This is a genomic window from Streptomyces sp. SID14515 (assembly GCF_010548505.1).
Taxonomy (GTDB): Bacteria; Actinomycetota; Actinomycetes; order Streptomycetales; family Streptomycetaceae; genus Streptomyces; species Streptomyces caviscabies.
Window position 1 is genome coordinate 13,091 of record NZ_JAAGMH010000078.1, and the last position, 22,959, is coordinate 36,049.

Genomic DNA, 22,959 nt, shown 5'->3' on the forward strand with positions numbered 1-22,959 from the left:
GTCAGACAGCGGGCATGATGCCGAGCAGCAGCCCGGCGGCGACGACGATGTAGGCCATGAGCGAGACCGTGCCGGTGGCCAGCAGGGTGGGGCCCTTGGGCTGGCGCACCAGCTGGTAGGCGATCAGGCCCGGCACGATGAAGCCGAGCGTCTGGTTGCCGTAGAGCAGCGGGAACTCCAGCGAGAGCAGGATCATCACCGTGCTCTGGAGCAGCACGCCGAGCAGCACCACCGACGCGAACAGCCGCTTGCCGTAGAGGATCACCAGCCGCTGCATGACCTTGGTGCCGGCGTAGGTGAGGGCGGTGACGCCCAGCACCATGGCCGCGCGCTGGACGTCCTCGATCAGCGTCAGGGCGAGCCAGCCCGGAGTGATCATGCCGCCGGGCGAGAGGTTGGTCGTGAGATAGCACAACAGCGAGAAGAACAGCCCTATCGCGATACCCAGGGCGGCCATCTCAGGGGTCAGTGCGGCGGTGGTCAACGGGATCTCCGGGCGTCGTCGTGCGGCTCGTCGTGGGGCGGCCAGGTCTGCTGGGCGGGTTCGTACGGCTGCTGCCGCGCGCCGCCGAAGAACTCGAAGGGTCGGTCCTGGCTCCGGTCCTGCCCCTGGCCCTGCTGGGCGTACGGCTCCTGCTGCGCGTACTGCTCCTGCTGGGCGTACGGCCCCCGCTGTGCGTACTGCTCGTGGTGCTCGGGCTGCCGCCGGTAGGAGTCCGACGGCTGGGCCGGGATGCGGACCACCGGGATCTCCTGGGTCTGCGAGGCCTGGTAGCGCTCCTCGTACGCCGGGTGGTACGAGGCGAACGGGTCCAGGCGGGGCGCCTGCGCCGGGGTCGCGGCGACGGGGCCCGGTGCCTCCTCGTCCACCTCGCTCTCGTCGGCGGGGAGTTCGGCGAGGTACTCCAGCAGCTCCTCGCCCTGGCCGTGGATGTTGCCGATGGCCACCAGCGACGCGCCGTCGGACATCCGGCCGAGCATCGCCGGCATGAACTCCTCGGCGGCCCGCTTCTCACCGCCCAGGTCGACCGCCCGGTCCTGCCAGTCGGCGGGGATGGCGTCGATGGCGCTCTTGGCCGGGTGCCCGATGACGAAGACGTTGTCGGGCTGGAGGTCGGGGATGATCTCGCCCATCTGCCCGTTGCGCTCCACGCGGTCGGGGCGGCAGTTGATCACCACGTTCAGCGGGCGGCGGATGGCGCCGAGGTCGAGCAGCTGGTTGATGTTCATCAGCGTCGACTCGGGGTCGTTGGCCGCGAAGACGTTGGCGAAGGCGAGCCGGTTGCCGTCGGGGGCCACATAGCGCTCCACGGAGAGCACACCCGGGTCCGGCGGGGCGTCGTACATGCCCTGGAGGGCGACCTCGCGCTCCACGCCCAGGAGATCGGCGACGACCAGGGCGATCGCCACGTTCTCCTTGAAGGTGAACCAGCTGAAGCCGCGCAGCTCCTCGTCGCTGACGGTCTCCGGATCGGCGTACACCAGTTGGCAGTTCCGGGCGTCCGCCTCCTCCTGGAGGATGTGGAAACGTTCCTTCTCGGCGGTGACGCAGATCCCGTCCTCGGGCATCGAGCGGCACAGCGAGCGGGCCACGTCGTCGAGGGTGGGGCCCATCTCCGCGAGGTGGTCCTCGCGTACGTTGCACAGCACGCCGATCGTCGAGCGGATCAGCTTGCTCTGGTTGACCTCCTGGAGGGCCGGCATCACGGCCATGCACTCGATGACGAGCGCGTCGGGCCGGTAGGTGGCGGCCCGGCGGACGATGCCGATCTGCTCCACCACGTTGGCGATGCCGAACTTCCGGTAGACCGGCTCCTCGGTGGCGTCCGGGTGGATGAAGCGGGCGGCCGTGCCGGTCGTCTTGGCGACGGTGATCAGGTCACCGCCCCGCAGCGCACCCGCGCAGAGCCGGGTGATGGAAGACTTGCCGCGGATGCCGTTGACGAGCACCCGCGAGGGGATCGTGTGCAGCGCGGCGTAGTGCCGGCGCTGCTCCACGATGCCCGCGACGAGCAGGAACAGACTGCCGGTCAACAGGACGAAGTAGAGATAGAGCACGCTTGGTCACCTTCCTCCGGCGCCGGGCCGGGGCTCGGCGGGCCGACGCGCCTGGGTCTGCCGGCGGGCCTGCAACTGCTGGCGGATCAGTTCGAGGCTCCGGACGACAGCACCGACCTCGTCCTGGTAGCGGGGATAGTGCACGGTCTTGAGGTCTCCGTCGGCGAGCTTCTCGGCGCCGGCCGCGAGGGCCCGCAGGGGCCGTACGACGACGAGGTGGATCCAGCCCAGGCAGACCACGATCAGGGCGAGGCCCAGCAGACTGGCGAGCACGCTGCGGTCCTCGCGCTCGTAGGCGGTGATCTCGAACCGGGCGGCGTTCTGCCAGCTGACGACGGTCCAGCCGAGGTCGGATGCGACACCGCCGCCGGTGAACGGCGCGGCGGCGGCCACGGTGACCGCGCCACCGTCCCGGATGAGCAGCCCGTTCTCCAACGGCCCGGCGCCCACCCGCACATTGGCGGCGCGCACCAGGTCGGGCAGCACGTCGTTCGGCAGCCCCTCGAAGGCGCGGAAGCCGTCGCTGGCGGCGAGCGTCCGCGCTTCGGTGTTCACGATCCGGACCTCGCCGAGGCCGGGCCGCTTCAGGAGCGAGTTGAGGAACTCCACCCGCACCTCGCCGACGAGGGTCATGCCCTTGTGCTCCGGCACGGGCGCCCCGGCCTGGACGACGGGCTTCTTCTCGCCCTGGCCGGAGACGCGGACCAGCGAGGAGTCCTTCTCCGCGGTCCACGGGTGGGGGTCGCCGCCGGCCCGGGCGACGACGGCGCCGTCCTTGCCGACGACGTACAGCGCCTGATAGCGGGAGTGCTCCCGCAGGGCGCCCTTCAGCAGGGTCTCGGTCGCGGCGGGGTCGTCGGTGTCGAGCAGACGCGAGGTGGACACGAGGTCGGCCTGGGCCTCGTTGAGCGCCCGGCGGGCCCGGTCGGCGACCAGGTCGGTGCGGTCACGCTGGTCGTTGACCATGACGGCGGGGATGCTGACGGTCCCGTCCGTGCGGTTGAGCAGGAGCCCGACGGGAACGCACCACAGCAGCAGGAGGATCGCCGTCAGCACCAGCGGTCCTCGCGCACCGCCCCGGAATCTGCCGGGCGGCCGGGTACCGGCGGCGCCGTCCTGGGCGTCCGCGCCGCCGAGCTGACCGCGGATACGCTCCAGCGCGGCGCCGATCCGGGCGGCCTCGCCCCAGCGGGGCACCGTGACCGGGCGGATCAGATCGCCGCGGGCGAGCCGGCGGGACTCCAGGAACAGGCCGAGCAGCGGACGCTGCACGGTCATCCACAGCACGGCGACCGAGAGCAGTCCGAGCAGGACCAGGCCGCCCGCCGCGAGCAGACCGAAGAGCTGCCGGTTGTCCTCGGCGAGGGTCTGCTGCTGGACCACGGGAAGCATGGCGACGACCGTGAGGCCGAGGCCGGCGGCGACGCTCTCCCCGTCCTCCGGGTCGGAGGCGGCGAGGGAGGCGTACCCCATGGTGGCGACACGGCCGTTGTACGCCCCGCCCAGCAGGGTGCCGCTGACCCCGGGGTAGCCGCGGGAGCCGGGCTCCCGGGCGCTGACCGGGTTCTGCTCGGTCTCCTCGGCCGCCTGGTCGGACAGCCGGGTCATCTGCTTCTGCAGGAAGGTGAGTTCCTTGCGTTCCGCGTCCGAGTTGAGCGCCTCGGACTGCTCGAAGCCGGCGGTGGCGAGGATCTCGCCGCCCCGCGCGACGACGGCCATGCTGCGGAACGGGCCCAGGTTGATCGGGGGCACGGAGAGGCTGTTGGAGGCGACCAGCAGCTGCTGCGCCCCCTCCTTCCCCTCCAGCACGGCCATCGTCATCAGCCGTACGTCACCGGTCTCCAGCCGCACCATGCGCGGGGTGAGGGCCTTGTCGCCGGTGAGGACGTCCTTGTCCACCCAGGCGAGCGGGATGCGCTCCCCGCGGGCGGCGAGCACCTTGCCGGTGCCCAGGTCCAGCACCGTGGTGCCGGTCCACTTCTGGTACGCCTTGCTCAGGTCCGACAGCACGCGCTCGGGGTCCGCCGTACTGCCCGCTTTCAGCGCGGTGGCGGTGCGTTCGAGGTCCGTGACCCGCTCGTCGATCGAGGCGCGCAGGGCGATGGCGCCGTCCTGGGCGAAGTACTGCTGCGAGGAGAGCACCGCCTTGGGCACCACCGGTTCCGAACCCGGCCCCAGCACCTTGGCCGTGAGGCCGGCGAGAGCGAGGATCAGCACGCACAGCAACGCGATCGGCGGCCGGATGCCACCCAGCAGCGGCATGTCCGCACGTCTGCGGCTGCGCCGCCGGCCTTTCGGCACGAGGGGCGCGGCAGGAGTCGATGTCACCGGTTTTCTTCCTTGGTCGCTGCGGGTGCTCAGTGCCCGGAGGAAGCACCGCTGTCGCATGGCTGCGAGACGCTGTCACATAAAAGACGGATAAGCGCCTAATAGGTTGCGTCTGTCAGCGTGCGGAAATATGTGGGCCTGATCACTTGTCCAGCGACAGCCGCTTCAGGCCGTCACCGCCCGGCGCTCCACGGTTGTAGAGGAAGCCGCGCGTGCGGTCCTCGGCCAGCCGGTAGCGGGCGATCCGGTCGGCGGACAGCCCTTCGGGGCTGTCCAGCGCCTGCTGCACATCGACCAGACGGAGGTTCTCCACCGCGCCCTCGGGAGCCTTCTCCCCGGGCTCGACCTCGGGCGGGATGTCCATCTGCGTGGTGCGGTAACGGGCGGAGACGTCCCAGCCGTCGGCGGTCTCGCGGAACTCGAACCAGCCGATGGCCCCCTCCTCGGTGAGACCGGTCGGCGAGGAGTGCCGGGCCACCTGGTTGCCGAGGCCGTACGCGACCCAGGTGCCGTTGACCTTCTGGATCGGCTGCACCACATGGGCGTGATGGCCGATCACCAGGTCTATGCCGGTCTCCTCGGTGATCCGCTGGGCCATGTCCAACTGCGGGACGCTCGGCTCGTTGTAGTGCTCCAGGCCCCAGTGCAGCGAGAGCAGCACCACTTCGGCGCCCTGGGTGCGGGCCTGCTTCTCGGCCTTCTTGATCTCGTCCGTGCTGGAACGCTTGAAGGCCCAGCTCTGCTTCTTGGGCGTGGGGTTGAGGAAGGACTCCCAGGAGTACGAGAGGTGGGCCACCTTGACGCCGTTGACGTCCAGGATGTTGATCTGCTCCGCTTCCTTCGGCGTCCGCGCCGACCCGCTGTGCCCGAGGCCCACCTTGTCCATGGCGTCCAGCGTGCGCCGCACGGCTTTCAGCCCATGGTCGAAGGTGTGATTGGAGGCCGTCGAGCAGGTGTCGTACCCGACGTCCTTCAGGCCGGTCAGGATCTGCGGCGGAACCAGGAACTCCGGGTAACCCTGGAACGGCCCCTCGGGCTTCCCGACGGGCGTCTCCATGTGACAGATCGCGAGGTCGGCCTTGCTGATCACGGGCTTCACCCCGGCGAGCAGCGGTCCGAAGTCCAGTCCGGCCTCTCCGCGCCCGGTCTCCTCGGCATCCTTGGCGGCCTGTTCGACCAGCTCGGGATGGATGAGGACGTCGCCGGCCGCGGCCACGCTGAAGCTGCGCCCGCCGGCCTTGGCCTGGGGCTGCGCCGGCTCGGTGCCGCACGATGCGGTCAGGCCGACGGCTATCGCCAGGAGAGCCAGCGAACGACCCATACCGAGAGAATTACGGATTGTCACTGAGTCATACTTACATGACCCTCATGACCGACCTTCGGATTGTCATCACGGGATGGTCACATTTGCTGCGCATTTTCATCGCACTAGGTTTGCTCCTGGTTCTGGCCGGTTGCCAGGCCGATACGTCCCCGACCCCGGAGGATTCGGTTCCGCGCGCCCGGGAATTGGTCGACCTGCGCAGCCGCGTCCTCGGATACACGGCGAAGCTCCGCGCGGATGCTCCGTACAGTCCGCCGGACAAGGCGCAGCGCGTACGGCTGGCGAAGGCGGTCGGGAGTCTGCTGTCGGGTGACGCCCAGGAGGCGGAGCGGCAGCTCGCCCCGCTCGGTCTCGGCCTCACCCGGCTCACCGACACCGACTCGGGCCGCCGTTACGACGAGATCGCCGCCACCGGGCCGGGCCGGAGCGCCCGTTGGGGCCGGCTGTATCTGAACGCCGACTCCACAGTCCGCTGGAACGCCCAGGTCCCGCACCCCGTCTCCGACCGCGACACCGAGGTCCTCGGCGTCCGGCTCCTGGAACAGAACCCCGGCGGCGCTCTCGTTCTCGCGGGTGCCCACCGCCGGGCCGGCGAGAGTGACGCGGCCGATGTCGCCCACCGCGAGGACAGTGCCTTCCACGCGATCGTCGTGGAGCTGCAGAAGCGTGGCGTGCCCGGCGTCCAGCTGCACGGATTCGCCGACTCCGCCGACCGCCCCTACGACGCCGTCGTCTCCACCGGCGCCGTCGAGACGGCGCCCGCCGAGGTGGTGGCCATGGCCGACCGCATGGACGACAAGGGGCTGCGGGTCTGCCGGGCCTGGGCGGCGCGCTGCCCGCTGGAGGGCCGGGCCAACGTCCAGGGCCGCTCGGCGGATCGCGAACACGCCGGCTTCGTCCATGTCGAGCTGGCCCGGCACGCCCGCGCGGACGACGGGCGCGACACCGAGGAGGCCGTCGACGCCCTCGCCGGGCTGGTCGCGGGGTGGAATGCCGGCTAGGGCCTGTCGTCAAACCGCCGCCTGCCGCGCGACGACGGCAGTTTGACGAGAGTCCCTGGTCCGGCGCGAGTGTTCGGAGCGGGCGCCCCGGAGTTCACGCCCCCGGCGTGAGATCGGACCCGCTCCGGCGGGGAACCCGCAGCGGGTTGTCGTCGCGGAGTTCGGAGGGCAGGAGCGCGTCGGGCAAGGACTGGTAGCAGACCGGGCGCAGCCAGCGCTCGACGGCGAGGGTGCCGACGCTCGTCGTTCCGGGGGAGCTGGTCGCGGGCCACGGGCCGCCGTGCACCATCGCGTGGCAGACCTCCACGCCGGTCGGCCAGCCGCCCCACAGGACCCGGCCCGCCCGCTCCTCCAGTACCGGCAGCAGCTCCAGGGCCGCCGCCCGGTCGGCGCCCGTGCCGTGCAGGGTCGCCGTCAGCTGTCCCTCCAACTCCTCCAGGAGGCGCAGGAGTTCTTCGGCGTCCGACCAGCGCACGACGAGCCCGGCGGCCCCGAAGACCTCACCGGCGAGCTCCTCGTGCGCGGTGTACGTGGCCGCGTCGCACGTCAGGACCGCGGGCGGCGGTGCGTACGGGCCGGGACCGGCCGTGCCTCGGGCCACCTCCCGTACACCTGGGATGTTCTCCCACCGCCGTACGCCCTCGGTGTACGCCCGGGCGATGTCCGGGGTGAGCATGACCTGCCCCTCCGTGCCCTTCAGGGTCCGGGCCACGGCCGAGAGGAAGGCGTCGCCCGCCGGGCCGGCCGGCAGCAGCAGAAGGCCGGGGTTCGTGCAGAACTGCCCCGCGCCGGCCGTCAGCGACGCCACGTACGCCCCGGCCGCAGGCTCCGGTTCGGCGAGCGCTCCGTCGAGCATGATCACGGGGTTGACCGCGGACATCTCGGCGTGGACCGGGATGGGCGCCGGACGTGAGCGGCCGGCGGCGACCAGCGCCAGCCCGCCGGCCCGGGAGCCGGTGAATCCCACGGCGGTGATCCGCGGATCGCCGACCAGGGCGAGGCCGATGTCGTGGCCCCGCCCCACCAGCAGCGAGAACACCCCGGCCGGCATGCCGGTCCGCGCGGCGGCCGTGACCGCGCGGGCCACCGCCTCGCCGGTCCCCGGGTGCGCCGGGTGCGCCTTGACCACCACGGGGCAGCCGGCGGCCAGCGCCGACGCGGTGTCGCCGCCCGCGACCGAGAACGCCAGCGGGAAGTTGCTCGCACCGAACACGGCCACCGGGCCGAGCGGGATGCGCCGCAGCCGTACGTCCGTGCCCGAGGGCCCGGAGTCGATCCGGGCGTCGAGCGCCGTCCCGCTCCTGACCAGGTCGGCGAAGAGGCGCAACTGGCCGCAAGTACGGGCCCGTTCACCGGTCAGCCGGGCCGTCGTGAGCCCGGTCTCCCGGGCCGCGAGCTCCAGCAGGGCGTCGCCGAGCGCCTCGATCTCCGCGGCGCAGGCGTCGAGGAAGGCGGCCCGTCGCTCGGCTGGCAGGGTGCGGAAGGCGCGGGCGTCCGCGGCGGCGAGCCGGGCCGCCTCGGCGACCTGCTCCGTCGAGGCGTCCCGGAGCGGAGGGCCGAACGGTTCGCCGGTCGCGGCGGCGACCGCGTGCCAGGCCTCCCCGGTGCCGGGGACCTCGCGGCCGGCCAGGAGCGAATGCCCGGTCAGGAGCGAATGTCCGGTCAGGGGCGAGTGTCCGGTCGGGGGTGCGTGCTCGGTCCGGGGTGCGTGCCCGGCCGGGAGCGCGTTCCCGGTCGCGGGCGAGTGCTCCGCTCCGGTGAAGTGTTCGGCCCGGTGCGGGTGTTCGGTCGGGTTCACGGCGATGCGTCTCCCTGTGCGCGCCTGTGCGTGGCGCGCCGTCGTCGGGTGCCCGGGCGAAAGTCACCGGGGCGGCGGCGTTGTCCTGGGGTCGTCCGGATGTATAGCCTAAGCAATGGCATGTGACATTGCACTAGCGGTGCCGCGAACACACGTGAGGGCATGAAGGCGCTGTGGCCGTGTGAAACGGCACTAAGGGGTGGCCATGAAAGTCGTAGTCGTCGGCGCGGGCATCGTGGGCGCCGCATGCGCGTTCCATGCCGTCGCGGCCGGCCTCGACGTCACGGTTCTCGACCGGGGCCCCGTCGGCGCGGGCACGACCAGCCGGGGGGAGGGCAACATCCTCCTCTCCGACAAGGAGCCGGGGCCCGAACTGGAGCTGGCCCGGCTCAGCCGTGGTCTGTGGGACGAGGCCGTCGAGGAACTCGGCCCGGAGACCGTCGAGTTCGAGACCAAGGGCGGCCTGGTCGTCGCGAGCACACCCGAAGCCCTCACCGCCCTGCACGCGTTCGCCGCGGGCCAGGCGGCGGCCGGCGTCCGCACCGAACCGGTCGAGCGCCTCGGCGACCTCGAACCGCATATCGCGCCCGGCCTGCCCGGCGGCGTCCACTACCCGCAGGACGCCCAGGTGCAGCCCGTTCTCGCGGCGGCCGGTCTGCTGCGCGCCGCCGTGCGCCGCGGAGCCCGTACGTACACCGGCGAGGCCGCCGCCGCGGTCACCGCGGCCGACGGCCGGATCGTCGGAGTGCGTACCGCCGACGGCACGGTGCTGCCCGCCGACGCCGTGGTCAACGCCGCCGGCACCTGGGGCGGCGAGGTCGGCCGCCGGCTCGGCGCACCCGTCGAGATCCTGCCGCGCCGGGGCTTCGTCCTCGTCACCGAGCCGCTGCCGCCGATGATCCGGCGCAAGGTCTACTCCGCCGACTACGTCGCCAATGTCGCCTCCAGCGACGAGGGCCTGGAGACCTCGTGCGTCGTCGAGGGCACCCGCGCGGGCACCGTCCTGATCGGCGCCAGCCGTGAACGGGTCGGCTTCGACACCGCGATGAACCCGGCCGTGGTGGCCGCGCTCGCCGCGCAGGCGTGCCGCATCTTCCCGTTCCTGCGCGGCGTCCACCTGATCCGCGCCTACCGGGGCTTCCGGCCGTACTGCCCCGACCATCTGCCGGTCGTCGGCCCGGACCCCCGCGTTCCCGGCGTCGTCCACGCGTGCGGACACGAGGGCGCCGGCATCGGCCTCGCCCCCGCGACCGGCGCCCTGGTCACCGCCCATCTGCTCGGCAAGCCCTGGCGCGGCGCCGATCCGGCCGCCCACACCGGCCTGCTGCCCGACCGATTCCTCACCACCGGAGGTGTGCCGAAGTGACCGCAGAGACCGCAGAGACCGCAGAGATCGCAGAGATCGCAGCGACCGTGTTCACCGTGGACGGCGAGCCGTTGCCGTTCATCCCCGGACAGACCTTGGCCGCCGCGCTCGTCGCCTCGGGCCGGGTGGCCTGGCGGACCACCCGGGGCGGGCAGCGGCCCCGGGGGATCTTCTGCGGGATCGGCGTCTGTTTCGACTGCCTGGTGTCCGTCGACGGCACGGGCGGGCAGCGCGCCTGTCTGGTCCAGGCTCGGGCGGGCATGGCCGTCACGACCGGAGAGGCCGACGATGAGTGAGCCCCGGGACCCCGTGATGACGAGCGGGCCCCATGGCCTCGTGACGACGAATGAGCCCCGTGACCTCGTGGTGGTGGGCGCCGGCCCGGCCGGTCTGGCCGCCGCAGCCACCGCCCTGGACGGCGGGCTGCGGGTCGTCCTCGTCGACTCGGGCGTCGCTTTGGGCGGCCAGTTCTGGCGCCACCCACCGCCCCAGGTGCAGGGGGCCGTTCCGACCGCGGACCTCCACCACGGCCTGGGCGCCTACCGGGAGTTGTGCGCCACCCTGGCCGCCCACGAGCACACCGGCCGGCTCACGCTGCTGCTCAACCACCATGTGTGGACCACGGCTCGCGAGCGCGAGCACGACGGATTCACCGTCCACGCGGTGGACCGGAGCCGGGCGCCCGAGGAGCGGCCCGTCGTCCTGCGCGCCTCGGCCCTGCTGGTGGCGACCGGCGCCTACGACCGCCAACTCCCCTTCCCCGGCTGGGACCTGCCCGGTGTGCTCACCGCCGGTGGGCTCCAGTCGCTGCTCAAGGGCGGGGGAGTGGTGGCAGGCCGCCGGGTGGTCCTCGGCGGCACGGGTCCCTTCCTGCTGCCGGTCGCCGCCGCCCTCGCCGCACGCGGGGCGAAGGTCGTCGCCGTGTGCGAGGCGGCCGCGCCTTCGGCCTGGCTGCGCCACCCCTCGGCACTGCTGCGCAACCCCGCCAAGTGGGCCGAGGCCGCCCGATACGCCGGCACCCTCGCCCGGCACCGGGTCCCGGTCCGCACCCGTACCGCGATCGTCGGCGCTGAAGGAGGAGAGACCCAAGGCGAAGAGCCCCAAGGCGAAGAGCCCCAAGGAGGAGAGACCCAAAGCGAAGAGACCGAAGGCGGAGAGGCCCAAGGCGGAGCGGGGCGGGTCGCCGTCGTGCGCATCGCCTCCCTGGCCGCCGACGGGCGCCCGCTCCCGGGCACGGAGCGCCGGATCGAGGCCGACACCGTGGGCGTCGGCTGGGGCTTCGTCCCCCAGCTCGACCTCCTGCTCCCGCTCGGCTGCGACCTCGCCGACGCGGGCGACGGCACCATGGCCGCAGCCGTCGACGACGGACAGCGCACCACGGTGCCCGGGCTGTACACGGCGGGCGAGACCTGCGGTGTGGGCGGGGCCGCGCTCGCGGTGAGCGAGGGCCGCGTCGCCGCCGTCTCGGTCCTCGCCGACCTCGCCGCGCCGGGCCTGCCGAACGCCCGGCGGCTCGCCGCGGAGCGCCGGGCGGTGACCCGGCACCGCGCCTTCGCCCGGGCGATGGCACAGGCCCACCCCCTGCCACCGGCCTGGCCCGCCTGGCTGACCGACGACACCCAGGTCTGCCGGTGCGAGGAGGTCACCGCGGGGACGGTCCGGTCCGCCCGCGCCGACGACGCGGCAGCCGACCACCGGCAGGTCAAACAGCTGACCCGGGCCGGCATGGGCTGGTGCCAGGGCCGGATGTGCGGGCCCGCCGTGCACTGCCTCGTGGCCCGCGACGAGCCGTACGCCCCCGCCGAACGGCTGATCGCGACCCCCGTCACCCTCGGTGCGCTTGCCGATGCCGGCGAGTTCACCTCCGATCCCAGCGCCGATCCCGCCTCCGATCCCACCTGAGGAGTTCCCATGGACCGCACCTCCACCCGCACCCGTATGCCCTGGCACGGCGTCATCGTCGCGACGAGCCTCCCCTTCGACCGGGACCTGGCCGTCGACCACGGCGCCTACGGCGACAACGTCGCCTGGCTCGCCGAACAGGGCCTGCACGGCGTCGCCCCGAACGGCTCGCTGGGCGAGTACCAGACCCTGACGTACGAGGAACGCGACCGCGTCGTGGAGACCGCCGTCGCGAACGCCCCCGAGGGCTTCACCGTGATGCCGGGCGTCGGAGCGTACGGCGCGATCGAGGCGCGGCGGCACGCGCTGTTCGCCAAGGACGCCGGCTGCCAGGCCGTCATGTGCCTGCCGCCCAACGCCTACCGGGCCGACGACCGCGCCGTCCTGGAGCACTACGCGATGGTGGCCTCCGCCGGACTTCCCGTCACCGCCTACAACAACCCCATCGACACCAAGGTCGACCTGCGCCCGGAGCTGCTGGCCAAACTGCACGCCGAGGGCTTCATCGTGGGCGTGAAGGAGTTCTCCGGCGACGTCCGCAGGTGCTACGCCATCAATGAACTGGCCCCCGGCCTCGACCTGATCATCGGCACCGACGACACCCTCCTGGAGGTCGCCGTCGCCGGCGCCAAGGGCTGGGTCGCCGGCTATCCGCAGGTCTTCCCGCGCGCCTGCCTCGACCTCTACAACGCCTCGCTGGCGGGCGATCTCGACACCGCGCTGCCGCTCTACCGCCGGCTCCACTCCGTACTGCGCTGGGACAGCAGGACCGAGTTCGTCCAGGCGATCAAGCTCGGCCAGGACATGATCGGCCGGACCGGCGGCGTCTGCCGCCCGCCCCGGCAGGCCCTGGACCCGGAGACCGAGGCCGTCGTCCGCTCCGCCACCCAGGCGCTCATCGACGCGGGGATGAACTGACGTGCGCTCGAAGGTCTGTTACCACGCGGTCGATTCGCACACCGAGGGCATGCCGACGAGGGTGATCACCGGCGGGGTGGGCGTCCTGCCGGGCGCGACCATGGCGGAGCGGCGGCAGCGGTTCATGGCCGAACGGGACGGACTGCGCACCCTGTTGATGTGCGAGCCGCGCGGCCACGCGTCCATGTCCGGAGCCATCCTCCAGCCCCCGACCCGGCCGGACGCCGACTTCGGCGTGCTGTTCATCGAGGTCTCCGGCTGCCTGCCCATGTGCGGCCACGGAACCATCGGCGTGGCGACGGTCCTCGTGGAGACGGGCATGGTCGAGGCGGTCGAGCCGGAGACCCTCATCCGCCTCGACACCCCCGCCGGTCTCGTCACCGCGCGGGTCGCCGTGCGCGACGGCCGCGCGGAGTCCGTCACCCTGGAGAACGTCGCCTCCTACAGCCACGCGCTGGACCAGGTCGTCGAGGTGGCGGGCTTCGGCCCGGTCCGCTACGACATGGCGTACGGCGGCAACTTCTACGCGATCGTGCGCACCGAGGACCTCGGCATCCCCTTCGACCGGTCGGAGAAGGGGCGGCTGCTCGACGCGGGCCTGGCCGTCATGAAGGCGATCAACGAACAGAACCCGGTGGTCCATCCGGAGAACCCCGCGATCGACGTCTGCCACCACGTCTATCTGGAGGCCCCCGGCTCGACGGCCGAGCACTCGCGGCACGCCATGGCGATCCACCCCGGATGGTTCGACCGCTCGCCCTGCGGTACGGGAACCAGCGCACGGATGGCCCAACTGCACGTGCGGGGACTGCTGAAGGCCGGGCAGGACTTCGTCAACGAGTCCTTCATCGGCTCCCGCTTCACCGGCCGGATCCTGTCGGAGACCACGGTCGGCGACCGGCCCGCCGTACTGCCCTCGGTCACCGGCCGCGCCTGGATCACCGGAACCGCGCAGTATCTGCTCGACCCCACGGACCCCTACCCGACGGGTTTCACCGTATGACGGCCGACCCTGCCGCCGCCCGTTCCACCGGCCCTTCCACCGGCCCCGCCGCCGACCCTGTCTCCGGCCCGACCGGGACGGCACGTCCGTACACCACACCGATCCGGACCGCCGACTGGGACACCGGGGGCGAACCGTTCCGGATCGTGCCCGAGCCCCCGCCGGCCGTCACCGGGCCCGGGCTCACCGTCGCCGAGCGGCGTACGGTCGCCATCGCCATCGCCATCGCCATCGCCGACGCGGGCGCGCAGTGGACCCGGGCCCTGCTGTGCGGCGAACCGCGCGGCCACGCCGACAACGTCCCCGGCCATGTCCACGCGCGCGGCGTCGCGGTGGCGACCTCGTGCGGGGCCCTCACCGTCGACATCGCCTTCGGCGGCGCCATGTACGCCGTGCTTCCGGTGGACCGGCTCGGCCTCGGCCTGCGGGTCCGGCCGGAGGACGTCACCGCGCTCATCGCGGCCGGCCGCGAGATCCGCGACGCGCTGAACGCCGTCCGGGCCGCCGAACACCCGGACGACGCCCGGCTGTCCGGCGTCTACGGGACGGTCTTCACCGAGGAGGCCGCCGCCCCGGTCGAACTCCCGGACGGCACCAGACGGTTGCACCACTGCAACGTGACGGTCTTCGCGGACGGCCAGGTCGACCGCTCGCCGTGCGGCTCGGGCACCGCGGCCCGGGTGGCGCTCCTCGCCGACGCCGGGGAGCTGCGCCTCGGCGGCGAACTGCGGCACGAGTCGGTGGTGAGCTCCGTCTTCCGCGCCCGGATCGAGCGGCCGACCACGGTCCACGGCCGCCCCGCGGTCGTCCCGGCCGTGACGGGCACCGCGTACGCCACCGGAACCGGCCGCTTCACCGTCGATCCCGACGACGCCCTCGTACCCGGGTTCGTGCTGCGATGACGGTGACGCTCGACGCGGCGGACGTGTCCGCGCTCGGTCCGGTGGCCGCCGTCGCCGCGGTCCGGGAGGCGCTGGCCGGAGGGCTCGAACCGGACGGTGACGTACCGCGGGCGGTGGTGCCGCTGGCGCACGGTCAGGGGCTGCTGATGCCGTCCGAGCACGGCGGCTGGTACGGAGTGAAGGTCGCCACCGTCGCGCCCGGCAACGCCGCGCGCGGGCTGCGGCGGATCAACGCCACGTATCTGCTGCACGACAGCGCGACCCTGACGCCGGTGGCCCTGCTGGACGGGGTGGCTCTGACGACCCTGCGCACCCCCGCCGTCTCGGTCGCGGCGGGCCTGGAGCGGCTGCGCGCGCTCGCGGCCGGGTGCGGTGGGCTGCGTCTGGTGGTCCATGGCGCGGGCCCCCAGGGGGAGGGGCATGTCGCCGCCGTACGGGCCCATGTGCCGGTGGCCGATGTCGCGGTCGTCACCCGGCGCGGAGGACCCGTTCCCCACTGGGCGGACCGGCACCTGGCGGCGGACGACGGGGGAGTGGCGGCCCTGGTGCGGCGCGCGGAGGTCGTCGTCACCGCGACGTCCGCGCGCGCACCGGTGGTCGACGGGCGACTGGTGCGCGACGACGCGGTGGTGCTGGCGGTCGGCTCACACGAACCGGACGTACGGGAGCTCGACAGCGTGCTGATGGGGCGCGCCACCGTCCTGGTGGAGAGCCGCGCGACCGCCCTCCGTGAGGCGGGCGACGTCGTCATGGCGATCCGCGAGGGCACGCTCGCTCCGGACGACCTGGTCACCCTGGCGGACCTGCCCGACGCACGGGCCACCGGCCCGGCCGACCGCCCGCTGGTCGTGAAGACGTGCGGGATGGGCTGGCAGGACCTGGTGGTCGCGGCCGCGGCCTACCGGCGGAAGGAGGCGGCAGCGGGCGAGCGCGGCTGAGGCGGGCGCTCGCGCGCGGAGCTCCCGGACTTCGCCGTCAACGTGCGTTGCACCCAAGGTACTTCCGTACCAGCGACGTCAAAGCGCCCTATCCCCAACGGACTTCCGTACCAGCGACGTCAAAGCGCCACGCCCCTAACGGACTTACGCGTCAGCGATGTCAACGCGCTCCGCCCCACCGGGCTTACGCCTCAGCGCGCGCCGAGTTTGCGGGTCGGTGCGGCGCGTTCGGCCTCCCGCTTCCGGGCCGCCCACAGGGTCCGCACATGCGCGAGATGGCCGCGCATGTGCTCCTCGGCCGCCTCCGCGTCCCCCGAGATCATGATGTCCAGGAGCGCGGTGTGCTCCCGCGCCGAACCCACCAACGACCCTTCCTCGGACAGGTCGGTGAGTCCGTAGAGCCGGGAGCGCTTGCGCAGGTCGGCCACGGTCTCGACGAGGCGGGCGTTCCCGGCGAGGGCGAGCAGTTCGAGATGGAAGCGGCGGTCGGACTCCAGATAGGCGATCAGGTCGCCGCCCTGCGCGGCGGTCACGATCTCCTCGGCCACCGGGCGCAGCGCCTCCAACTGCTCGCGGGAGGCGGTGCGGGTCACGCGGCCGATGGTGGGGATCTCGATGAGCGCGCGGATCTCGGTGTACTCGTCGAGGTCGCGCTCGGAGAGTTCGGTGACTCGGAAGCCCTTGTTGCGCACCGCCTCGACCAGGCCCTCGCGGGCCAGGTCGAGCATGGCCTCGCGCACGGGCGTCGCCGAGACGCCGTACTCGGCGGCGAGGGTGGGCGCGGAGTAGATCACGCCGGGCTGAAGCTCGCCCGCTATCAGCGCGGCCCGCAGCGCGTTGGCCACCTGGTCGCGCAGATGCTCCTGCACCGAGATGAGTTTGCGGGACTTCAGCTCACTCATGCGTTCCCCTTCACGATTTGTCACCGCACTATACAATGTCACGTTGCGCGGCGGCGCGGCACCCTCCGGAGGGTGGTCGAGGGGCGCGGAGGTCGGCGGGCGATCCGGGCCCCGACCCGGACCCGAGGGGACACGTTTCGGTAACGGGGCGACGTACATCTTGGCTGTGCAATTTCACATTACTATGTTATGGGTCACACGATATGGACACGGGTGGCCGCTCGGCCGCCCGGATCGCCGCCGGGTCCAGGCGAACGGCCCGGCCCTCTTCCTCCCTCTCCCTCCGGCCCGTTCCGGCCTGTTCCGTTCCGCTTCGCCGCGTCCCCTTCCCGTACGAGGAGTGCACCCATGTCCCGTCGCACCCGCACGCTGTCCGTGACCCTGAGCACCTCGCTAGCCCTGGCCCTGCTGGGCGCCTGCACCGCACAGGGAGGTGGCGACCGCGGCCCGGACGGGCGCCAGCCCGGTGTCGCCACCGGCACCGTCATCGGCGGCACCCCGAAGCGGGGCGGCACCCTGACCGTGCTGTCCAACCAGGACTTCGCCCACCTGGACCCGGCCCGCAACTGGGTCATGCCGACCATGGACTTCGGCACCCGGCTGATCTACCGCACCCTGACCACCTTCCGGGCCGCACCCGGGAAGCAGGGCAGCGAGATCGTCCCCGACCTCGCGACCGACCTCGGCAGATCCTCCGACGGCGGCCGCACCTGGACCTTCACTCTGAAACCCGGACTCGTCTACGAGGACGGCACCCCGATCCGCGCCCGCGACATCAAGTACAACGTCGAGCGCTCCTTCGCCCCGGACCTCGCGGGTGGCCCCGACTACGCCCAGCGCTATTTGGCCGGCACCGAGGGGTACGCCGGTCCGCTGGACGGCAAGCACCTCGACTCGATCCGCACGCCCGACGACCGGACCATCGTCTTCTCGCTGCGCAGGCCCGTCGCCGAGTTCTCCTACACGGTCACGCTGCCCACCTTCTCTCCTGTGCCCGAGTCACGGGAGAAGGGCGTCCAGTACGACCTGCGGCCCTTCTCCTCCGGGCCGTACCGCATCGAGAGCTACGCACGCGGCAAGCAGCTGGTGCTGGTCCGCAACCCCCACTGGGACGCGGCGACGGACCCGGTGCGCAAGGCGTACCCCGACCGCGTCGTGGTGATCCAGGGCCTCAAGGGCGGCCAGATCGACGACCGGATCATCGAGAGCGCGGGCGCCGACGCCTCGGCGGTCGAGTGGTCCGACCTCCAGCCCTCCAGCGTCGCCAAGGTCCTGCCGAAGCCCGGCATCCGGCAGCGGCTCTCCGCCGAGCGCACCGGCTGCACCGACATGCTCGCGCTGAACACCTCCCGGGCGCCCTTCGACGACCCGAAGCTCCGTCGGGCGATGCAGTACGCCGTCGACAAGGAGGCCCAGGTGACCGCCAACGGCGGACCGGCCCTCAACGACGTCGCCACCGGCTATCTGCCCCCGTCGCTGACGGGCGGCCGGCCCGCCGACCCGGTCCACGACGGACCGGCCACCGGCGATGTGGAGAAGGCCGAGAAGCTGCTCGCCGAGGCGGGCAAGGCTGACGGCTTCGACACGACGATCACCGTGTCCACCGGCGACAAGACCCGCGCCGAGGCGCTCCAGCAGAGCCTGGCCCGGGTCGGCATACGGCTGCGGATCGAGACCGTCGACCCCTCGGTCTACTACGACACCATCGGCGACACCGCGGGCGCCCCCGACATGGCCATCAGCGGCTGGTGCCCGGACTACCCGTCCGCCGCCACCTTCCTGCCCTTCGTCTTCGACGGCCGCACCATCAAGCCCAAGGGCAACCAGGGCAACGTCTCCCAGTTCCGCGACAAGGCCGTGGAGAAGCGCATGGACGAGATCGCCGCGATGCCCGACGCGACCGCCGCCAACGCGGCGTGGACCGCGCTCGACCAGGAGATCCAGCGCTCGTCCCCGGCCATCCCGCTGCTCTGGGAGCGCAAGCCGCTGCTCGTCGGCGACAACATCGCCGGGGCCTTCGGACATCCGTCCTGGACCGGCCAGTTCGACTTCGCGGTGATCGGCCTGAAGGACCCGTCCCGGAGCAAGGGCTGAACGGACCGAAGGGACCGAAGGGACTGAAGGACTGAAGGACTGTAGGACTGAAGGAACGAGGACGCATCGCCATGACTCCCGTCATCAAGCCCACCGCCGGACCGACCGCCGGACCGCCCACCGGACCGACCGCCGGACCGCCCACGGGACCGGGCGCCGAACTGCCCGCCGGACCGACCGCAGCCCCGGCAGCCGGCGGGCCCGGCTCACCGGCCCCGCCCGACGCCCTCTGGCGGACCACCTGGCGCCGCCTGTGGGGCGACCGGGGCAGCCGGACCGCCCTGCTCGCCGCCGCCCTGCTCATCCTGGTCGCCCACACCGCGCCCCTGCTCAGCAGGCTGGGCGGCTGGTCGCCCACCGCCTTCGACGCCGACGCCATCGACCCGTACCTCGGCGGCCTGCCCCACGGCGCCCTCGGCGGCATCAGCGCCGAACACTGGCTCGGCGTCGAACCGGTCACCGGCCGCGACCTGTTCGCCCGCGTCGTCCACGGCGCCCAGGTGTCGCTGCTGATCGCCTTCGCCGCCACCGCGATCGTCGTCGTCACCGGCACCGCCGCCGGTATCGCGGCCGGCTACTTCGGCGGCCGCGTCGACACCGTACTGAGCCGGCTGATGGACCTCACCATGTCCTTCCCCTCGCTCATCTTCATGATCGCGATGATGTCGGTGGCCCAGGACGTCAACCGGGTCGTGCTGATGACCGTGGTCATCGGCGTCTTCGGCTGGCCCGGCATCGCCCGCGTGGTGCGCGCCGAGGCCCTCTCGCTGCGCCACCGCGAATACGTCGAGGCCGCGCGCGCCTGCGGCAGCGGGCCCTGGCGCATCCTCACCCGGCAGGTGCTGCCCAACATCTCCGGGCCCGTCATCGCGTACACCACGCTGCTGATCCCCGGAATGATCAGCACCGAGGCGGCGCTCAGCTTCCTCGGGGTGGGCGTGCGCCCGCCCACCCCCTCCTGGGGCCAGATGATCGCCGAGGCCGTCGCGTACTACGAGACGGACCCCATGTACTTCATCGTCCCCAGCGTCTTCCTCTTCGTCGCCGTCCTCGCCTTCACCGTCCTCGGCGACGCGCTGCGCGACATCCTCGACCCCCAGGGAGGACGCCCGTGATCGCCTACCTGGTCCGCAGGATCCTCGGTGTGACCGGCGTCCTGCTCGCCATCTGCGCCGTCACCTTCGTCATCTTCTACCTGCTGCCCGCCGACCCGGCCGCGGCGGCCTGCGGCAAGACGTGCAGCCCCGAACGGCTCGCGGAGGTACGCCACTTCATGGGCCTCGACCAGCCCGTGTGGCGGCGGTTCGGCGACTACCTCGCCGGGATCTTCACCGGCCGCGAACTGGGCGGCGGCCCGCACGCGTTGCAGTGCGGCTTCCCCTGCCTCGGCTACTCCTACGAGAACGCCCTGCCGGTCTGGGACCTGCTGATGGACCGGCTGCCCGTCTCCGTGTCGCTGGCCTTCGGCGCGGCCTGCCTGTGGCTGGTGCTCGGGCTGAGCGCCGGGGTGACCGCCGCCCTGCGCAAGGGCGGCCTCCTCGACCGCACCCTGATGGTCGGCGCGGTGGCCACGGCGTCGCTGCCCGTCTACTTCACCGCGGTGATGCTGCTCTACGGCCTGGTCCGGCTGACCGGGCTGCTGCCCTACCCCGCCTACGTCCCGCTCACCGACGACCCCCTGGCCTGGGCGGCCAATCTGCTGTTGCCGTGGATCGCCCTGGCCTTGCTCTACGCGGCGATGTACGCCCGGCAGAGCCGCAGTTCGATGATCGAGACGATGGCGCAGCCCTACATCAGGACCGCCCGCGCCAAGGGCCTGCCCGCCCGGACCGTCGTGGTCAAACACGGACTGCGCTCCGCGATGATGCCGGTGCTCACGCTCTTCGGCATGGACCTCGGCGCCCTGCTCGCCGGAGCGGTCATCACCGAGTCCATCTTCGGCATCCCCGGCGTCGGCCGGCTCTTCTACGACGCCCTGCAACGCTCCGACCAGCCCGTCGTGCTCGGCGTGACCCTGCTCGCGGCCTTCTTCATCGTGGCGGCCAACGTCGTCATCGACCTCCTGTACGCCGTCGTCGATCCGAGGGTGAGGAGCTGACGTGCCGCCCACCACCGAACCGGACCAGCCCCTGCTGCGCGTCCACGACCTGCGGGTCGCCTTCGACACCCCCGCCGGAATCGTCCAGGCGGTCGACGGGGTCTCCTTCACCGTGCCGGCCGGCCGCACCCTGGGTCTGGTCGGCGAGTCCGGCTCCGGCAAGTCGGTCACCTCCCTCGCCGTGATGGGCCTGCACCGCCGGGCCCGGGTCAGTGGATCGATCACCCTCGCCGGACAGGAACTCATCGGCCTGACCGACCGCCGGTTCGGCCGGCTGCGCGGACGCCGGATGGCCATGGTCTTCCAGGACCCGCTGTCCGCGCTGCACCCCGCGTACACGGTCGGCGAACAGATCGCGGAGGCCCACCGCCACCACTTCGGCAGCGGCCGGCGCGTCGCCCGCAGACGGGCCGTGGACATGCTCGGCGAGGTCGGCATCCCCGAACCGGCCCGCCGGGCGGGGGAGTACGCGCACCAGTTCTCCGGCGGCATGCGCCAGCGCGCCATGATCGCCATGGCCCTGTCCTGCGAACCCGAACTGCTCGTCGCCGACGAACCGACCACCGCGCTCGACGTCACCGTCCAGGCGCAGATCCTCGAACTGATCGCCCGGCTCCAGCAGGAACGCGGACTGGGCGTGCTGATGATCACCCACGACCTGGGCGTGGTGGCCCGCGTCGCCCACGAGGTGCTCGTGATGTACGGCGGGCGCGGCGCCGAACAGGCCCCGGTGGACGACCTGTTCCACAGCCCCGCGCACCCCTACACCCGGGGCCTCCTGGACTCGCTGCCCCGCCTGGACGACCCGGACGACGCCCCGCTGCGCGCCATTCCCGGCTCCCCGCCGTCCCCGGCCGAGCCACGGGCCGGCTGCCCCTTCGCGCCGCGCTGCCCCCGGGCGGCCGCCGCCACCGCTCCGGAGCGGGCCCGCTGCGCCGGGGAGAGCCCCCGACCTCGGAACGCACCCGGCGGCGGCCGGCTGGTCGCCTGCCATCTGCCCCTGCCGCCCACCCCGGCTACCCCGCACCCCGGTCCGGTCGGCGGGGCGCCCGTACCGGCCGAGGAGGCCCGATGAAACTCACGTACACCAACTCTCCGCGCTCGCAGGCACGTTCGGCCGAGGTCGACGGGGCAGAGGAACCCCTGCTGTCCGTACGCGGTCTGGTGAAGGCGTTCCCCGGCCGCCGCGTCCTGGGGCGCGCCGCCGCGCCGGTCCGGGCGGTGGACGGTGTCGATCTGGAGCTCGCGGCGGGGGAGACCCTCGGGCTGGTCGGGGAGTCCGGCTGCGGTAAGTCCACCACGGGCCGGATGCTGGTCCGGCTGCTGGAACCCACCGCGGGGACCGTCGAGTTCGAGGGCCGCGACATCACCCATCTCTCCCCGCGCGAGCTGCGGCCCGTCCGGCGGCGCCTCCAGATCATCTTCCAGGATCCGCACGCCTCCCTGAACCCGCGGCAGACCGTCGCCCGCATCATCGCCGAACCCCTGCTGGTGCAGGGCGCCACGGTCGGTGCGGCCCGGGAGCGGGCCGCCGAACTGCTCGACCTGGTGGGCCTGGGCGCCGAGCACCTGGACCGGCACCCGTACCAGTTCTCCGGCGGTCAGGCCCAGCGCATCGGCATCGCCCGGGCCCTGGCGACCGGCCCCCGCCTGATCGTCGCCGACGAGCCGGTCTCCGCGCTCGACGTGTCCGTCCAGGCCCAAGTCGTCAATCTGATGGAGCGTCTGGGCGAGGAGCTGGGGCTGTCGTTCCTCTTCATCGCCCACGATCTGTCCGTCGTGAAGCGGGTGTGCGACCGGGTGGCGGTGATGTATCTGGGCCGCATCGTCGAGATCGGCGACAAGCACGAGCTGTACGACAGTCCAGCGCACCCCTATACCCGCGCGCTGCTCTCGGCGGTCCCGCTGCCCGACCCGGCGGCGGAGCGGCGCCGGGAGCGGATCCTGCTGCTCGGCGACCCGCCGAGCCCCGCCGCGCCGCCCAGCGGCTGCGGCTTCCATCCGCGCTGCCCCAAGGCGCAGGCGCTCTGCCGCACCGATCGGCCGCTGCTCCGGGTCGTCGGCTCCGGCGCGCGCACGGCCGCCTGCCACTTCCCCGAAACGGGCTGAGCGGCTCCCGGCGGGCCGGGGTGCCCCGGCCCGCCGGGCAGCGTTCACCGGGAAGCCGCATCGGATTCGGTCCGATGCCTTCCTTATGAAGTGTGACCTGTGCAATGGTACATGGCACAGGTCGTGGGCATGTCAACTCCGGACATCGGCCCCATCCCGTCCGGCCGACAGCACGGCACGGCACGGCACGACAACACCCCCCGGCCCACGCCCCGGAC

19 protein-coding genes are annotated in these 22,959 nt (G+C 72.7%); 13 read left to right on the forward strand and 6 right to left on the reverse strand.

What is annotated here, in order from left to right; genetic code table 11:
- Position 1 precedes the first annotated feature (1 nt).
- The 4 genes from G3I54_RS15375 to G3I54_RS15390 all read right to left on the reverse strand — a co-directional run bounded on the left by G3I54_RS15375 (position 2) and on the right by G3I54_RS15390 (position 5,707).
- Positions 2 to 484 carry a poly-gamma-glutamate biosynthesis protein PgsC/CapC gene (locus tag G3I54_RS15375; protein WP_006128197.1) on the reverse strand — a complete coding sequence of 161 codons (483 nt, stop codon included), beginning with the start codon at positions 482 to 484 and terminating at the stop codon, positions 2 to 4.
- Positions 481 to 2,058, reverse strand: coding sequence for a poly-gamma-glutamate synthase PgsB (gene pgsB / locus G3I54_RS15380; RefSeq protein ID WP_164615069.1), 1,578 nt, complete (start codon positions 2,056 to 2,058; stop codon positions 481 to 483). The genes G3I54_RS15375 and pgsB overlap by 4 nt, the downstream gene beginning before the upstream one ends.
- Before the next feature lie 6 nt (positions 2,059 to 2,064).
- A complete protein-coding gene (locus tag G3I54_RS15385) occupies positions 2,065 to 4,320 on the reverse strand; it encodes a HAMP domain-containing protein (protein ID WP_164615219.1) in 2,256 nt (751 codons plus the stop codon).
- Positions 4,321 to 4,528: 208 nt separating this feature from the next.
- Complete coding sequence (locus G3I54_RS15390) at positions 4,529 to 5,707, reverse strand: CapA family protein (protein ID WP_164615071.1); 1,179 nt, start codon at positions 5,705 to 5,707, stop codon at positions 4,529 to 4,531.
- Between the two features lie 188 nt (positions 5,708 to 5,895).
- On the opposite strand from G3I54_RS15390, the gene G3I54_RS15395 reads away from it, so the two are divergent.
- Complete coding sequence (locus G3I54_RS15395; RefSeq protein ID WP_239144385.1) at positions 5,896 to 6,711, forward strand: hypothetical protein; 816 nt, start codon at positions 5,896 to 5,898, stop codon at positions 6,709 to 6,711.
- A gap of 94 nt (positions 6,712 to 6,805) precedes the next feature.
- On the opposite strand, the gene G3I54_RS15400 is transcribed toward G3I54_RS15395, so the two are convergent.
- On the reverse strand, positions 6,806 to 8,377 hold the full coding sequence (locus G3I54_RS15400; protein WP_203686370.1) for an aldehyde dehydrogenase (NADP(+)): 1,572 nt from the start codon (positions 8,375 to 8,377) through the stop codon (positions 6,806 to 6,808).
- Positions 8,378 to 8,714: 337 nt separating this feature from the next.
- Between G3I54_RS15400 and G3I54_RS15405 the strand changes: the two genes are divergently transcribed.
- Genes G3I54_RS15405 through G3I54_RS15435 form a run of 7 tightly spaced genes read left to right on the forward strand, consistent with a single transcriptional unit; the run spans position 8,715 to position 15,538 of the window.
- The gene (locus tag G3I54_RS15405) at positions 8,715 to 9,875 is read left to right on the forward strand and encodes an FAD-dependent oxidoreductase (protein WP_164615077.1); all 1,161 of its coding nucleotides are present in this window, start codon (positions 8,715 to 8,717) and stop codon (positions 9,873 to 9,875) included.
- Complete coding sequence (locus tag G3I54_RS15410) at positions 9,872 to 10,171, forward strand: (2Fe-2S)-binding protein (protein ID WP_343240339.1); 300 nt, start codon at positions 9,872 to 9,874, stop codon at positions 10,169 to 10,171. Before G3I54_RS15405 ends, G3I54_RS15410 begins: the two co-directional genes overlap by 4 nt.
- Before the next feature lie 16 nt (positions 10,172 to 10,187).
- Positions 10,188 to 11,777, forward strand: a complete 1,590-nt coding sequence (locus G3I54_RS15415) for an FAD-dependent oxidoreductase (RefSeq protein WP_164615223.1) — start codon at positions 10,188 to 10,190, stop codon at positions 11,775 to 11,777.
- A gap of 9 nt (positions 11,778 to 11,786) precedes the next feature.
- A complete protein-coding gene (locus tag G3I54_RS15420) occupies positions 11,787 to 12,695 on the forward strand; it encodes a dihydrodipicolinate synthase family protein (protein ID WP_164615079.1) in 909 nt (302 codons plus the stop codon).
- 1 nt (position 12,696) lies between these two features.
- Positions 12,697 to 13,698 (forward strand): proline racemase family protein, encoded by a 1,002-nt coding sequence (locus tag G3I54_RS15425; protein ID WP_164615081.1) that lies wholly within the window; start codon positions 12,697 to 12,699, stop codon positions 13,696 to 13,698.
- Complete coding sequence (locus tag G3I54_RS15430; RefSeq protein WP_164615083.1) at positions 13,695 to 14,600, forward strand: proline racemase family protein; 906 nt, start codon at positions 13,695 to 13,697, stop codon at positions 14,598 to 14,600. The genes G3I54_RS15425 and G3I54_RS15430 overlap by 4 nt, the downstream gene beginning before the upstream one ends.
- A complete protein-coding gene (locus G3I54_RS15435; RefSeq protein WP_164615084.1) occupies positions 14,597 to 15,538 on the forward strand; it encodes an ornithine cyclodeaminase family protein in 942 nt (313 codons plus the stop codon). The genes G3I54_RS15430 and G3I54_RS15435 overlap by 4 nt, the downstream gene beginning before the upstream one ends.
- A gap of 191 nt (positions 15,539 to 15,729) precedes the next feature.
- On the opposite strand, the gene G3I54_RS15440 is transcribed toward G3I54_RS15435, so the two are convergent.
- Complete coding sequence (locus G3I54_RS15440) at positions 15,730 to 16,440, reverse strand: GntR family transcriptional regulator (RefSeq protein ID WP_164615085.1); 711 nt, start codon at positions 16,438 to 16,440, stop codon at positions 15,730 to 15,732.
- 348 nt (positions 16,441 to 16,788) lie between these two features.
- On the opposite strand from G3I54_RS15440, the gene G3I54_RS15445 reads away from it, so the two are divergent.
- From G3I54_RS15445 to G3I54_RS15465, 5 genes are all read left to right on the forward strand, one after another.
- Complete coding sequence (locus G3I54_RS15445) at positions 16,789 to 18,534, forward strand: ABC transporter substrate-binding protein (protein WP_164615086.1); 1,746 nt, start codon at positions 16,789 to 16,791, stop codon at positions 18,532 to 18,534.
- Between the two features lie 71 nt (positions 18,535 to 18,605).
- The gene (locus tag G3I54_RS15450; protein WP_239144386.1) at positions 18,606 to 19,649 is read left to right on the forward strand and encodes an ABC transporter permease; all 1,044 of its coding nucleotides are present in this window, start codon (positions 18,606 to 18,608) and stop codon (positions 19,647 to 19,649) included.
- Entirely contained in the window at positions 19,646 to 20,632 is a 987-nt protein-coding gene (locus tag G3I54_RS15455) for an ABC transporter permease (RefSeq protein ID WP_164615087.1), read from the forward strand. Before G3I54_RS15450 ends, G3I54_RS15455 begins: the two co-directional genes overlap by 4 nt.
- A 1-nt stretch (position 20,633) precedes the next feature.
- Positions 20,634 to 21,707: an ABC transporter ATP-binding protein gene (locus tag G3I54_RS15460; protein WP_164615088.1), complete on the forward strand. Its 1,074-nt coding sequence runs from the start codon at positions 20,634 to 20,636 to the stop codon at positions 21,705 to 21,707.
- Positions 21,704 to 22,741 carry an ABC transporter ATP-binding protein gene (locus G3I54_RS15465; RefSeq protein ID WP_164615089.1) on the forward strand — a complete coding sequence of 346 codons (1,038 nt, stop codon included), beginning with the start codon at positions 21,704 to 21,706 and terminating at the stop codon, positions 22,739 to 22,741. The genes G3I54_RS15460 and G3I54_RS15465 overlap by 4 nt, the downstream gene beginning before the upstream one ends.
- The last annotated feature ends 218 nt before the right edge of the window (positions 22,742 to 22,959 follow it).

Coding starts and splice junctions, on each gene's coding strand:
- G3I54_RS15440 (WP_164615085.1), bottom strand. CDS start 16,440: ATGAGTGAGCTGAAGTCCCGCAAACTCATCTCGGTGCAGGAGCATCTG.
- G3I54_RS15420 (WP_164615079.1), top strand. CDS start 11,787: ATGGACCGCACCTCCACCCGCACCCGTATGCCCTGGCACGGCGTCATC.
- G3I54_RS15465 (WP_164615089.1), top strand. CDS start 21,704: ATGAAACTCACGTACACCAACTCTCCGCGCTCGCAGGCACGTTCGGCC.
- G3I54_RS15450 (WP_239144386.1), top strand. CDS start 18,606: ATGACTCCCGTCATCAAGCCCACCGCCGGACCGACCGCCGGACCGCCC.
- G3I54_RS15390 (WP_164615071.1), bottom strand. CDS start 5,707: ATGGGTCGTTCGCTGGCTCTCCTGGCGATAGCCGTCGGCCTGACCGCA.
- G3I54_RS15385 (WP_164615219.1), bottom strand. CDS start 4,320: ATGCCGCTGCTGGGTGGCATCCGGCCGCCGATCGCGTTGCTGTGCGTG.
- G3I54_RS15435 (WP_164615084.1), top strand. CDS start 14,597: ATGACGGTGACGCTCGACGCGGCGGACGTGTCCGCGCTCGGTCCGGTG.
- G3I54_RS15415 (WP_164615223.1), top strand. CDS start 10,188: ATGACGAGCGGGCCCCATGGCCTCGTGACGACGAATGAGCCCCGTGAC.
- G3I54_RS15445 (WP_164615086.1), top strand. CDS start 16,789: ATGTCCCGTCGCACCCGCACGCTGTCCGTGACCCTGAGCACCTCGCTA.
- G3I54_RS15430 (WP_164615083.1), top strand. CDS start 13,695: ATGACGGCCGACCCTGCCGCCGCCCGTTCCACCGGCCCTTCCACCGGC.
- G3I54_RS15405 (WP_164615077.1), top strand. CDS start 8,715: ATGAAAGTCGTAGTCGTCGGCGCGGGCATCGTGGGCGCCGCATGCGCG.